This window comes from Butyricicoccus pullicaecorum, from assembly GCF_002160355.1.
Lineage (GTDB): Bacteria > Bacillota > Clostridia > Oscillospirales > Butyricicoccaceae > Butyricicoccus > Butyricicoccus pullicaecorum.
This window is the reverse complement of the sequence record NZ_NFKK01000010.1, coordinates 35,537-49,109: the sequence shown is the minus strand read 5'-3', so window position 1 is coordinate 49,109 and position 13,573 is coordinate 35,537. Positions and strand designations below refer to the sequence as shown.

The window sequence follows — 13,573 nt, the reverse complement described above, 5'->3', positions numbered from 1 at the left end:
ATTAGAAAGCGAAGTGTTTGATACATGAGATACATCAAATTCGGACAAGATACCGAATCGAATATTTTTAACCAGCTCGACGACAAAAAGCGCGAGCTTGCCGCGCGCGGTGTGGATGTCATCAATCTGTCCATCGGTACACCCGATTTTCAGCCGGATGCACATGTCATGCAGGCGGTCGCACAGGCGGCAACCGATCCGGAGAACTATAAGTACTCCATGAACGACACTCCGGAGCTCATCCAGGCCGTACAGGATTGGTACGCACGCCGCTACGATGTCAAGCTGGATGCCGACCAGATTATGTCGGTTTCGGGATCGCAGGAGGGCATCGCGCATGTTGCGTTCCCGTTTGCCGGCCCGGGCGATCTGGTGCTCGCACCCGATCCGGGTTACCCGATCTTTACCTTTGGCCCCATGATGACCGGTGCTGAGCTGGGTCTGTATCCGCTCTACGCAGAGAAGGGCTGGATTCTGGACTTTGCCGATATTCCGGACGATGTAGCTGACCGTGCCAAGATGATCGTCGTATCCTATCCGAACAACCCCACCACCGCCGTGGCTGACCGTGACTTCTATGTCAAGCTGGTCGAATACGCCAAGAAGCACGACCTGATTGTGCTGCACGATAATGCATATTCCGATCTGGTCATGGATGGCGGTCAGGGACTGTCCTTCCTGTCCATTCCGGGCGCGATGGATGTCGGCATCGAGTTCAACTCGCTGTCCAAGACCTACAACCTGACCGGCATGCGCGTCTCGTTTGCCGTTGGCAATCGCGATGTCATCCGTCGTTTCCACGACTTCCGCTCGCAGATTGACTATGGTATGTTCTACCCGGCACAGGCTGGTGCGGTGGCCGCGCTGAACGGCCCGCAGGATATCGTCGAGCGCAACCGCTCGGGCTATCAGGCACGCCGTGATGCGCTGTGCGGTGGTCTGCGCAGCATCGGTTGGGACGTACCCGATTCCAAGGGCAGCATGTTCGTCTGGGCCAAGATTCCGGAGGGCTACGCGACTTCGGCAGAGTTTGTACTCGACCTGATGGACAAGACCGGTGTCATCTGCGTACCCGGTCTGAGTTTTGGCGAGCAAGGCGAGGGCTATGTGCGCTTTGCACTCGTCGTACCGCCCGCACGCATGGAGGAAGCTGTCCGCCGTATTAAGGATAGCGGTATTTTGAACCGCGCATAAGGAGAATAAAATGAAACTGATTTCCTGGAACGTCAACGGCCTGCGCGCATGCGTAGGCAAGGGCTTTTTTGAATTTCTCGAACGTGAGCAGCCCGACATGATGTGCTTGCAGGAGACCAAGCTCCAGCCCGAGCAGGCACCCGAAGTTGAGGGCTATTATGATTATTGGAACTCGGCAGATAAGAAGGGTTACTCGGGTACTGCGATTTTTTCCAAGACCGAGCCGATTACGGTCACCTATGATATCGGCATCGATGTGCACGACCACGAAGGCCGCGTCATCACGGCTGAGTATCCGGAATTTTACCTCGTGACCGTCTATGTTCCGAACTCGCAGGATGGCCTGAAACGTCTGGATTATCGCATGACCTGGGAGGACGACTTCCGCGCATATTTGCAGGCACTGGACCAGAAAAAGCCGGTCATTGTCTGCGGCGATATGAATGTCGCGCACAAGGAAATCGACCTCAAAAATCCCAAGACCAACCGTAAAAACGCTGGTTTTACCGATGAAGAACGCGCAAAAATGACCGAACTGCTGGACGCTGGCTTTGTCGATACCTTCCGCCATTTCTATCCCGAGGTAGAGGGCGTGTACTCGTGGTGGAGCTATCGGTTCAAGGCGAGAGAGAAAAACGCAGGTTGGCGTATTGACTACTTTTTGGTGTCCGAGCGGTTCATCGACCGCGTCAAGGACGCACGCATTTTGACCGATGTGTTCGGCAGCGATCACTGCCCGGTGGTGATTGAACTTGCATGACGAGACAGAATGGTATTGGTACGGGGAACAGATAGAGACCCCCGATCCCTATGACCGACCGGATTTTGCAGCCCGGTGGCCGGAGGAGCACGATGAGGACGAACCTGCCTGCGATCCGATCACTGGACTGCCGCTGACACCGTGCGCGGTGTGCGGTATGGACACGGTACCCGAGGGCGGAATGGGCTTTGTGTGTCCGATTTGCGGCTGGCAGGTCGATGCAATGTTGCAGGATGAATGGGAGCCGAGCGCTTGCAATCACGGCCTGAGCCTGCTGGAAGCACAGCTGAACTTTCGGACATTTGGCTGGAGTGATCCGGCGATGCTGATAGAAGGAGAAGAAACGAACGATGCTGAATTTTAGAAATGATTACAGTGAGGGTGCACATCCGACGATTTTGGAGGCTATGCGGCAGAATAACCTCACGCCGGTCATCGGATACGGAATGGACGAGTACTGCGCACACGCAGCAGCTATGATTCGTGAGCGTTTTGGCTGCCCGTCGGCCGATGTACATTTTCTGGTAGGCGGCACCCAGACCAATCTGACCATGATTGCGTCCACGCTGCGTCCCTACGAGGCAGTGATCTGTGCAGACACCGGACATATCAACGTGCACGAGACCGGGGCGATCGAGAGCACCGGTCACAAGGTGCTGACCGTGCCCAAGGAGGACGGCAAGCTGACCCCGGCAGACGTGCTGTCGGTGGTACGCAGCCACCCGGACGAGCACATGGTCAAACCGCGCATGGTTTACATTTCGCAGTCTACCGAAGTCGGTACGGTTTACACCCGTCACGAGCTGGAAGCACTGCGCGCAGTCTGCGACCGTCAGAACCTGCTCTTGTATCTCGACGGCGCGCGTCTGGCCAGCGGTATGACCGCGGAGGACTGCGACCTTATCCCTGCCGACCTGCACCGCCTGTGCGATGCATTCTACATCGGCGGCACCAAGAATGGTGCACTGTTTGGCGAGGCGCTGGTGCTGGTCAACGACGCACTCAAGCCCGATTTCCGCTACATGATTAAGAACCGCGGTGCAATGCTGGCCAAGGGCTGGCTGCTGGGCATGCAGTTCGAGGGCCTGTTCACCGGTGACCTGTACTTCACCCTTGGCCGTCACGCCAATGCCATGGCTGCACGCCTGCGCGACGGACTGATCGCAAAGGGCTACGAGCTGGCCTATCCGTCCACGACCAACCAGGTGTTTGCCGTGCTGGACAAGGATCAGATCTTTGAGCTGACCACCGAAGCCGCATTTGAGTTCACCAAGAACTGGGACGCAACCCATGACGTCGTACGCTTTGTCACCTCGTGGGCGACCAAGGCAGAGGATGTCGATGCGATGCTCGCGCTGCTGTAATAGAAGCATGAAAACCAGCCGTTCGGAGATCGGACGGCTGATTTTTTTGACCAACGAAAGGAGGGAAGACCAATGCAGCCGGAAGCTGTGCTCAAACAATTTTTTGGATACGATACATTTCGAGACAATCAAAAACCCTTGGTTATGCGCATTCTGGCCGGACAGGATGTTCTGGGCGTTATGCCAACCGGTGCGGGTAAATCGGTGTGTTATCAGATACCGGCACTCATGCGTCCCGGGCTTGCATTGGTCATCTCGCCTTTGATTTCGCTCATGCGTGACCAAGTGCGCACCCTGTGTCAGGCAGGCATTCCAGCGGCCTGTCTGACCAGTGCCCAGCCGGTCGAAGAGCGCACACGCATTCTGCGAGAGACCGCGCAGGGCAAGTACAAGCTGCTCTATGTCGCGCCCGAACGCCTGCAAACACCTAGTTTGCAAGCCCTGTGCCAGCGGGTGCGACTGTCGCTGATTGCGGTGGACGAGGCGCATTGCGTGTCCCAGTGGGGACAGGATTTTCGCCCAAGTTATCTGCGCATCACGGAATTTTTGCAGATTTTGCCCGAACGACCGCCGGTCTGTGCGTTCACGGCGACGGCCACCGAGCGGGTGCGTGGGGATATCATCCGGCTGCTCGGTCTGCAAGACCCGTTTCTATTGGTATCCGGCTTTGACCGTCCCAATCTGCGCTTTTTTGTCCACCATCCAGCCGATAAAAAGTCGGCATTGATTGCGGAACTGGCCGGAAGAAGAGAGCAGAGCGGCATCGTCTATTGTCTGACCCGCAAGCTGGTTGATGACGTGTACGGCATTCTGCACAGCCGGGGCTTTGCTGCGGCACGCTATCACGCCGGACTGGATGCCGAGACCCGTCAAACTGCGCAGGAAGATTTTCTCTATGACCGCAAGCGCATCATGGTGGCGACCAACGCTTTTGGCATGGGCATCGACAAGCCCAACGTGTCCTATGTCATCCATTACAACATGCCGCAGGACTTGGAAAGCTACTATCAGGAGGCCGGACGCGCGGGACGTGATGGGGAGATGGCCGACTGTATTCTGTATGCGAGCGAGTCGGACGTGCGTCTGTGCCGGTTTCTGATCGAAAACAGCCGGGATTTGTCCGATGATCTGGACGAGGAGGCGCGCCAGACTGCCTTGCAGCGTGATCTTGATCGATTGCGCAAAATGCGCTGGTACTGCCAGACCACCGACTGCCTGCGGCAGACTATGCTGCACTATTTCGGCGAGTCTTCTCCGTCCTACTGTGGCGGCTGCGGCAACTGCGGCACGCACTGGGCGTGGAAGGACGCGACTGTGGACGCACAGAAGATTGTCTCGTGCGTTTTTCGACTCAATCAGCGTGGCCGGACGGTCGGAAAGCGGTTTTTGATTGAGATTTTGCAGGGTCAGACGACCGAGCGGGTGCAGCAGAGCGGGCTGGAAAACCTGTCGACCTTCGGCATTATGCGCGGTGAGTCGGTGTACCATATCCGCTACATTCTGGACTGCCTCATCGCACAGGGCTATCTGACCTGCCGTGCGGAGGAACGTCCGATTGTACAGCTGAGTGCAAAATCTGGAGATATCATCAAAAAACGCTTGCCATTTTCGGTCAAATCACCCAAGGGCGTGCGCGCAGTGCCGGTACATCTGGGGGATGCCATGGGACCGGTCGACGAGAGCTTGCTCAAGGTGCTTGAGCAAACCTGTGACCGATTGGCCAAGCGTGCGGGTGTGCCGTCCTTCTCGATTTTTCCCATAACGGTACTGCGTGAGATGTGCAAGCGCATGCCGCGCACGGTGGACGAACTGGGGGACATTCCGGGTGTTGCGGCGCACAAGGCCAAGCGATACGGTCAAGCCTTTGTGGACAGTATCTCGGCTTACCGGCGCAGGCAGCAGGGCGATAGACCGTAATATAAAATTGCAAAAGAAAAAAGGTAGACGGCTGGAACAGGTCCAGATTGTCTACCTTTTTGTTGTTATGGACGGGTGCGCATGATTGTGAAGTGGAACAAGTCAGCGCGTAAGTAGTCGAGCGAGTAGAGCAGGGGATTGCCGCGCGAATCGTAATGAAACTGACGGAATCCAAAGGCATCATAGTGCGCGGGCAGATGGAGCAGGGCACGCAGCGGATCGTCCTCAGGCGGGATAAAGAGCTCGGTGAACGCGCGGCTGATCGACACGCCGCCGGTGTCCTCGAGATAGGAGAACAGCGAGTGCGGCGGATGCGCGGGGTCAATCTGATCGGTGTATTGGCAGGGCAGATAACCCAAGCTGGCCGAGATAATGCCGACTTCGGCGTGACGCACGCGCTGCAGGATGAAGAAGGGTTCATCCGCGGGCGTGTTGAAAAACTCGGACACATCGGCCGGAGCCGGTGCAATCGAGCAGGTAATATCGGATTTTTCTTCCACAATACCGGCATTTTCGATCATAGCACCCATACTTTGCAGCTGGGACAGATCGTTAGAAATGCGGCGGGGACGATCGAGCAGGTAGGTGCCCGAACCGTGGCGGGAGACGATCAGGCCGTCGCTGCGCAGCAGACCGAGTGCCTTGCGCCAGGTTTCGCGGCTGACCCCAAGACGCTGTGCCATTTGCAGTTCCGAGGGCAGCTTGTGCCCGGGTAAAAATTCTCCTGCATGATAGAGCGCCAAAAATGCCTCTTTTGCACATAAAGCAGAAGATTTGGGTTTCATGAATGTGGCCCTCCTTGAGATGGATCGCGATATGAGGATGCAAAAGGGAATAAAACTTAGTTCATTATATGTCGGTTAAAGTAAATTTTCAAGGGGGTAAGGTGTAAAAATATAGTCATATATTGTCATATTATACAAAAATTACGGTGTGTATCTGGAATAAACAATGAAAATGCGAAAGAGGTCTTTACAACTTATCTGCGAAGTGGTATAAAATGATTAAGAGGTCTATACGACTATTAGGAGCAGAGAGAAACTTTTGGAAGAAAGTGAGGAAAAAAGCATGATCTCAAACAAGTATGTCGCGCTGTTTGTGGTGGGATTCTTTGTGTACATCGCTTTGATGATACTCATTGCTTACCTGACCAGCCGCAAGGGCAGCACAAAGGGTGAGGATTACCTTATGGGCGGACGAAACGTCGGCCTGCTTCTGCTGATCTGCACGGCGGCAGCAACAGCAGTTGGCACCGGTACCTCGGTTGGTGCGACCGCAAACGGTTTCCGCGATGGCTGGCTGGGCGCGGTTTACCCGCTGGCAAACGCAATCGGTCTGATCACGGTTGCATTCTGTTTTTCGCATGTGCGTAAGTTTAAGTTCCGTACCCTGTGTGAGGAACTTCAGTTCTACTATGACGGCAGCCCGTACATGAGAAAGTTCATGTCGGTTGTTATTTTCATCGTCTCCATTGTCTGGGTCGGCAGCGCCATCAACGGCGGTGCAAACTATCTGGCATACCTCATCGGTATGGATATGATCCCGGCGAAGATCATTACGGTTTTGGCATTTGGCGTATATGTCTTCGTTGGCGGTTATATGGCAGTTGTATGGACGGACGCCATTCAAGCAATCCTGCTGTTCGGCGGTTTCGTTCTGATTGCCATTCTGGCAATCCCGGCCGCAGGCGGCTATGAGACCATCCGTGCAACCTATGAAGCAGCTGGCAATCCGGGTGCGATGACGGCATTCGGCCTGGGCTCTAAGGGTGTATTCGGTGTACTGGCTGTTGCACTGGCTTCCTACTACGGCGCAATGGCAGGCCCGACCGCACACATGCGCGTCTACACTGCGAAGTCTCCGGCAACCGCACGTAAGGCAATCCTGATCGCGGCAGCAGTCGTTGGCTGTTTCTCCATTCTGCCCGCAATCGTTGGTATGTCCGGTTTCACCATCGCAACCCAGAACGGTGCAGAAGCGGTTCTGAACAATCCTGATTTCACCTTTGCGTACATGGCAACCACGGTATTCCCGCCCGCAATCGGTCTGATTTGCCTGATTGCCGGCCTGTCCGCAATCATGTCTTCGGCAGACTCCGACGCCATCGCCGGTGTCACCACCTTCCTGACCGATGTTTACGCACTGATCTTCAAGAAGCCGGTCGAGGATGAAGAGATTCCGAAGTATTCGCGTATCATTCTGGTTATCATGCTGGTCGGTGCATTCTGCATGACCATCTTCGCAAGCGATATCATGGGTTACATCAATAACGTAATCGGTTCGTTTACGCCCGGTATGGCAGTTGCACTGCTGGTTGGCCGCTTCTGGAAGCGTGCAACCTGGCAGGGCGGCGTCGCTACCATGGCAAGCGGCATTCTGTTCGGCGTGTGCTATCTGACCATTGCACCGTTCCAGAGCTGGCTGGTCGGTATCTTCGCAGGTCCCGCACTGCCGGTTACCATCGTTACCCTGATCGTTGGCGTGATTGTCAGCCTGATGACGCCGCCTCCGGTACACACCGAGGAAGAGCGTGTTGCACTGGTTATCGCAGAGCGCAACCAGGAAAAGACCGCATCCATTCGATAAGCGATTCAAAGTTACAAAAAAGCAGACATAAACAAAAACGGGCAGTTGACAAACTGCCCGTTTTTGGCAACAATAGACAGGGAGGTAAAACATGGAGCTTTATTTTTTGAGCGTTGGCTACGGCGAGGCAATGGTGGTACTGGATGGAGCGCATTGCTTGCTGATTGATGGCGGCCCGGGCGTGGACGATGTGGCTTACACACAGCCCGGCACCATTCCGGCTGTTACCTTTTTAAAGGAAAAGCAGGTCGAGCGCATCGACTGCATGATCTGCACACACGTTCATAACGACCATGTCAGCGGTCTGCTGGAGGTTGCGCGGCAGTTTCCGGTGGATACATTCTGGTGTAACTGCCTGCACGCAGACAGTCCGGCAGCGGCAGTACGGACAGCCGAACCGGTCTGCGATCACGACCTGAGCATGCGGCTGTTTGCCGAAGGTCTGCGCCACTGGGAGGCACTTGTCGCCTGCCTGCACGCACAGAGAACGACCATGATCGAGCGCACAGCGACTGACAGCTTTGAACCATTATGGGACGGACTTTCCATTCGCCTGTTCGGCATGGACAAAACCCGTATGGAGGAACGCCGCCGCCAGTTTGCGGAATTTTGTGCCGAGACCGACCCGGAACGCCAGCTCACGCAGATGCGGGCGTTTGACAGTACGGAAAACCAGTGCAGTCTGGCATGCTGTCTGCAGACTGCGGACGGCTGGAAAGCCTTTTTGACCGGAGACCTGTGCAGCGGTTGGGATGAACGCTGCGCAAAGACCGATTTCCCGCGTGCCCAAGTGCTCAAATTGACCCACCATGGACAAAAGGACGGTCTGCCGCAAAGCCTGGTCGATGCATGCGACCCGGAGATCTTTGTCATGTGCGCCGATGCCGCCCGAACCTTCAACAGTGCCTGTGACGCAGTGTGCCTGCGTGCGCGGGAATACCTGAACGCACGCAACCGACCGGCACAGATTTACACAACCGGTCTGCTGGAAAATGCGTTTGGGACGCAGGATGACCGGATGCCGTGCGCACTGCGCTGCTGTCCGGGAGCCGCTGCGGATGCTTATTTTTCAGAAGGGAGTTTATGATCGCCGATGATTTTATACGAACGGCATTATAATTGGACACCGGAGGATACCAGACGGGACATCCCGTTTGCATTTTGCTGCCCATCAAACATCAAACGACTGCTGATTACCTTTACCTTTTCGCCGGGTGCGGAACAGCAGCCCGAGCGGTGCGAGATGGCAGTCGAGCGCGCACTCACGCGCTACTACGACCGTTACCCGCGGGACATTCAGCCCATGCAGTCCGAGCAGTTTTTTCCGATCAAGAACCTGATCACGCTGTCGCTCGAACGGGACGGCGTATATCTGGGCAATGCACATCGGTGGCAGACCGAGCAGGTGCATATTCTGACCACCAAACACGCTTCGCGCGGGTTTGAGCCGCCGTGCGCGATGGAAGGCACCTGGGCGGGCATGCTGCACATCCATGAGATTCTGTCTCAGGTGTGCGAGGGCTATCTGCGTGTAGAAGGGAGTGAGGACGCGTGAAATGGTATCCTGTTGAACTGCATACCCATACCGAGCACAGCGACGGTGATTTTACCCCGACACAGCTGGTACAAGCTGCCAAGGCGCGCGGCTTTGCCGGTGTTGCGCTGACCGACCATAATACCAAGTCAGGCACGACTGAATTCAATGCAGTGATCGCAAAAAGTGGACTGACCGGTGTACATGGCATCGAGTGGACGACCTACTGGGGACATATGCTGGTGCTGGGAGAATATACATATACCGACTGGCGCGGCGTTACGCCGGACATGATCGATGAGGCCATCAAGCGCATCCACGACCATTGCGGTTTGGTGGGCATTGCCCATCCCTTTGCACTGTCCAACCCGGTCAATACCGGTTACCATTGGGAGTTCCAGATTGCCGACTGGCAGGCGGTTGACTTTTTGGAAGTATGGTCGCGAGATAACGCGCCCTGCAAGGTGCAGAGCCTGCGCGCAATCGAGCTGTGGGAACAGCTGTTAAACCGTGGGTGCCACATCACCGCGACGAGCGGACGCGACTGGCACCGAGAGGATACCCGCTCGTATGCGCATACCTATGTAGGCATTGAAAATGAGTTCAGTGAACAGAACGTCTTGCAGGCAATCCGGGATAGCCGCATCTGTTTGGCGGCCGGACCGCTCCTGACCATGCAGGCGGAGACCGCACAGGGACCGGTCTATCCGGGACAGCAGACCGAGGCGGGAAATGTGACGCTCAAACTGTGCATGGACGATCAGACCATGCCGCATGACTGGGACTGCTCTGCCATCATTCCGGAGAAAATCGTGCTGGTACAGAATGGTGAGGTCATCGAGACGCTGCCGGTATGCGCAGAACAGACAGTCACGGTACAGACACAAAAGGGTTGGCTGCGCGCCGACCTGATCGGCCGTTATTTTGGACGGGAGGAGCAGCGCATTGCGCTCACCAATCCAATCTGGACGGCATAACGAGTCAATAAAGGAGGGCTTGCCATGTTGATCTATCTGGAAATTGCGCTGCGTTTGATCCTTGCGATGTGCATTGGCGGTGGAATCGGCTGGGAGCGCGCACGCAGACACCATCCCGCGGGCATCCGCACCCACATGCTGGTTGCGATCGGCGCGGCGGTTGTCATGCTGCTCGGCGGACAGACCGCAGGCGTGTTTGTCGGCACGGCAAATTCCGACCCGGCACGCTTGGGCGCACAGGTCATCTCGGGTATCGGCTTTCTGGGAGCCGGTACGATCATGAAGGAAGGCCGCTCGGTGCGTGGACTGACCACGGCGGCAACCCTGTGGGTGGTTGCCTGCTTGGGGCTGGCCATGGGTGCCGGACAGTATGCCATCGCGATTGGCGGATTTCTGGTTTCTATGATCTCACTGCGCATGTTCAAAATGCCGCGCTACGAAATTTCTCTCCTGTGCAGCGAACAGGCATGCAGTCTGGAGGAAATCTGCAACATGTTGGAGCTCGAAGAAGCCAACATCAGCAATTTTTCCTGCCGTTCGTATGATGCACAGCGGATGAAGGTGCGATTTGAACTGTATCTGGGATGGAAACAGCGTGACGTGAGCACATCCGAGCTGATGCGTCAGATTTCCAGTATTGAGAGTGTCTCTCAGATTGAAATTGATGCGATTTAATTTGAAATAGGCCAAAGCCCTGAGGCGAAATGCTTCAGGGCTTTTTTGCTGTGTGAAAATCAGGTATTTTCCGTACCGGGCAGAGCGATTTGTGGCTTGGGCAGCGACTGCATGCTGCGCAGGCTGACGCCAAGCGTCGATAGATTGTGCAGCGCAGCCGAGGCAGCCGGGGACAGGATACCGGCAACGCCAAGCGCGATCAGAGTACCGTTGAATCCGATGACAAAGCGATAGTTGGAGCGAATGCGCGCCATCAGGCCGACCGCGATCTGGCGGAGTTTGACCAGTTCCCACAGACTTTCTGCGGACAGCGTGATGTCTGCGATCTCGCGGGCGATGGCCGCACCGTCGCGGATGGCGATACCGGCATCGGCCTCGGACAGTGCCGGCGAGTCGTTGATGCCGTCACCGACCATGAGTACGGTGTGACCGGCGGCACGCAGTTCAGCGATAAACTGTGCTTTATCTGCCGGGAGCACCTCGGCGCGGAAGGTGTCCACACCGACTTCGCTTGCGATGGCAGCTGCTGTGCGGCGGCTGTCGCCGGTCAACATGACCGTTTGAGAGATGCCCAGCGCACGCAGCGCGGACAGAACATCCCGTGCCTCGGCACGCAGCGGATCGGAGATACAGATCACAGCGGCGAGCTGCTGACCGACCGCCAGATATAGATGCGAGTAGGCGGCAGGCAGGGCATCGAAGCGTTCCTGTTCGCCCTTCGGGATGACACAACCCTCATCTTCAAAGATGAAGTGTGCGCTGCCGATGCGGACACGCTCGCCGTTGACCGTGCTGACAATGCCGTGTGCGACCAGATACTCGACCTTGGAGTGGAACTCCTCGTGGGTCAGGCCACGGCGCTTGGCCTCCTCGACCACGGCGTTCGCCATGGAGTGCGGAAAGTGCTCCTCCAGACAGGCAGCCAAACGCAGCATTTCCTGCTCGTCGGTACCGCCGAAGGGGATGACCTGTGCGACCTGCGGACAGGCGTGGGTGAGGGTGCCGGTCTTGTCAAAGACGATGGTGTCAGCCTGTGCGACGGCTTCCAGAAACTTACCGCCCTTGACCGTGATGTGTTCGCTGCCAGCCTCACGCATGGCAGACAGGACGGCCAGCGGCATAGCCAGCTTGAGGGCACAGGAAAAGTCGACCATCAATACCGACAGTGCGCGAGCGGGATTGCGGGTCAGCGCCAGACTGAGCAGGCTGCCCGCGAAGGTATAGGGTACCAGACGGTCGGAGAGATGGACGGCCTTGTTTTCGGCAGCTGACTTCATCTGTTCCGAGCGCTCGATCATGGATACGATCTGATCGTAGCGGCTCTGTCCGGAAGCCTGCCGGACTTCTACCAGACATTCGCCTTCTTCGACTGCCGTACCGGCATAGACCAGACTGCCGGCATGCTTGGCGACCGGGATCGATTCACCGGTCAGCGAGGCCTGGTTGACGGTTGCCTCGCCCTCAAGCACCAGACCGTCGACCGGGATCACGCCGCCGGCACGGATAACGACCTGGTCGCCGGGCACGATCTGTGTGATCGGGGTCAGGATATCGCCGTTCGGTGTGTGCAGCCAGACACGGTCGGTGCCCAGTGCCATGCAGCGTGCGAGATCCTCCACCGACTTCTTGCGCGTCCATTCTTCGAGCAGTTCTCCGACTTCAAGCAGGAACATGACAGCACCAGCCGTACCGAAGTCACGGCGGAAAGCGGAAATACCGATCGAGAGCGCGTCCAGCACCTCGACTTTGAGCTGTCTGCGCAGCATGCAGCCGATTCCGCGCCGCAGGAAGGGGATCATTTGCCAGACGATGCGGGCGATACGCAGGGGAGAGGGCAGGAAGAGCGTACAGGCTGCCTTGCAGAGCACCTTGCCGACCAGTTTTTCCTCGAAATCGCGATTGAGCTGTCGGCTGCTGTGTGCAGGGAGCGTGATGGAGCGGTCTGCTTGCTGCCAGGAGAATTGGCGGATGGCATCTAAGACCTGCTCGCGTGTGCCGCGATAGCGCACGATGACACAGCAGGTGCGTTCGTGCACGGTCGCCTGCTGTACCCAGCTTTGGCGGTCCAGCCATTCCTGCAGCAGATCGGCCTGACGCAGACTCATCTGCTTCTGTTTGAGCCGCAGGCGGATGCGTCCGCGGCTTTCGTGTAAAATTGTTGCGTTCATGTGTGACTCCTTCGCGCAAAAAGGAGCCGCGTGCACGGCTCCCTGTTTTGCATCAAATTTCGCTGTCGTTGATCTCGGCAGCGGCAGCGGCTTCGCACTGTGCAGCCGAACGCGCTTCATTCATATCCTTGGCCGAGGCCAGAATGTCTGCGGCATTCTCCTGTGCATTGGTGACCGTCTTCATTACGCAGTCTTTCATGCGCAGACCGGCAGCGGTTGCATGGATGTAAGCCTTCTTTGCGTCCTGGCTGGACAGCAGCTTGACGCCGAACGAGCCGAACAGTGCGCCGCCGGCGAAGCAGGCGAGTTTGGTGTAAAGATTCATCAGGTGTACTTCCTTTCTGTTATTTACGGTGGTAGCCGGTCAGCATGACCATGATCATGCAGATCACAGCACC

Annotated in this window: 13 protein-coding genes; 10 read left to right on the top strand and 3 right to left on the bottom strand. The window is 56.7% G+C overall.

From position 1 onward, the window contains the following. Positions 1-24: 24 nt before the first annotated feature. The 5 genes from B5F17_RS09195 (at position 25) to recQ (ending at position 5,235) form a co-directional block, all read left to right on the top strand. Positions 25-1,194: an aminotransferase class I/II-fold pyridoxal phosphate-dependent enzyme gene (locus B5F17_RS09195; RefSeq protein ID WP_087373284.1), complete on the top strand. Its 1,170-nt coding sequence runs from the start codon at positions 25-27 to the stop codon at positions 1,192-1,194. A 10-nt stretch (positions 1,195-1,204) separates the two neighbouring features. Continuing rightward, the gene (locus B5F17_RS09190; protein WP_087373280.1) at positions 1,205-1,954 is read left to right on the top strand and encodes an exodeoxyribonuclease III; all 750 of its coding nucleotides are present in this window, start codon (positions 1,205-1,207) and stop codon (positions 1,952-1,954) included. Further along, positions 1,947-2,318 (top strand): CPCC family cysteine-rich protein, encoded by a 372-nt coding sequence (locus B5F17_RS09185; RefSeq protein ID WP_087373277.1) that lies wholly within the window; start codon positions 1,947-1,949, stop codon positions 2,316-2,318. Before B5F17_RS09190 ends, B5F17_RS09185 begins: the two co-directional genes overlap by 8 nt. Next, a complete protein-coding gene (locus B5F17_RS09180) occupies positions 2,305-3,318 on the top strand; it encodes a threonine aldolase family protein (protein ID WP_087373274.1) in 1,014 nt (337 codons plus the stop codon). The genes B5F17_RS09185 and B5F17_RS09180 overlap by 14 nt, the downstream gene beginning before the upstream one ends. Before the next feature lie 72 nt (positions 3,319-3,390). After that, positions 3,391-5,235 (top strand): DNA helicase RecQ, encoded by a 1,845-nt coding sequence (recQ, locus tag B5F17_RS09175; RefSeq protein ID WP_087373271.1) that lies wholly within the window; start codon positions 3,391-3,393, stop codon positions 5,233-5,235. 65 nt (positions 5,236-5,300) lie between these two features. On the opposite strand, the gene B5F17_RS09170 is transcribed toward recQ, so the two are convergent. Then, on the bottom strand, positions 5,301-6,020 hold the full coding sequence (locus B5F17_RS09170; protein ID WP_087373268.1) for a GntR family transcriptional regulator: 720 nt from the start codon (positions 6,018-6,020) through the stop codon (positions 5,301-5,303). A gap of 283 nt (positions 6,021-6,303) precedes the next feature. On the opposite strand from B5F17_RS09170, the gene B5F17_RS09165 reads away from it, so the two are divergent. From B5F17_RS09165 to B5F17_RS09145, 5 genes are all read left to right on the top strand, one after another. After that, positions 6,304-7,821 (top strand): sodium:solute symporter family protein, encoded by a 1,518-nt coding sequence (locus B5F17_RS09165; protein WP_143287720.1) that lies wholly within the window; start codon positions 6,304-6,306, stop codon positions 7,819-7,821. Positions 7,822-7,912: 91 nt separating this feature from the next. Next, a complete protein-coding gene (locus tag B5F17_RS09160; protein ID WP_087373261.1) occupies positions 7,913-8,908 on the top strand; it encodes a ComEC/Rec2 family competence protein in 996 nt (331 codons plus the stop codon). Positions 8,909-8,914: 6 nt separating this feature from the next. Then, positions 8,915-9,376 carry a hypothetical protein gene (locus B5F17_RS09155; RefSeq protein WP_016147079.1) on the top strand — a complete coding sequence of 154 codons (462 nt, stop codon included), beginning with the start codon at positions 8,915-8,917 and terminating at the stop codon, positions 9,374-9,376. Next, on the top strand, positions 9,373-10,332 hold the full coding sequence (locus B5F17_RS09150) for a CehA/McbA family metallohydrolase (RefSeq protein WP_087373257.1): 960 nt from the start codon (positions 9,373-9,375) through the stop codon (positions 10,330-10,332). The genes B5F17_RS09155 and B5F17_RS09150 overlap by 4 nt, the downstream gene beginning before the upstream one ends. 24 nt (positions 10,333-10,356) lie before the next feature. Then, on the top strand, positions 10,357-11,007 hold the full coding sequence (locus tag B5F17_RS09145; RefSeq protein ID WP_087373254.1) for an MgtC/SapB family protein: 651 nt from the start codon (positions 10,357-10,359) through the stop codon (positions 11,005-11,007). Between the two features lie 59 nt (positions 11,008-11,066). Here the strand turns inward: B5F17_RS09145 and B5F17_RS09140 are convergent, their stop codons facing one another. After that, complete coding sequence (locus B5F17_RS09140) at positions 11,067-13,175, bottom strand: heavy metal translocating P-type ATPase (protein ID WP_087373252.1); 2,109 nt, start codon at positions 13,173-13,175, stop codon at positions 11,067-11,069. A 52-nt stretch (positions 13,176-13,227) separates the two neighbouring features. Beyond that, the gene (locus B5F17_RS09135; RefSeq protein WP_016147075.1) at positions 13,228-13,500 is read right to left on the bottom strand and encodes a DUF6110 family protein; all 273 of its coding nucleotides are present in this window, start codon (positions 13,498-13,500) and stop codon (positions 13,228-13,230) included. Positions 13,501-13,573 lie beyond the last annotated feature (73 nt).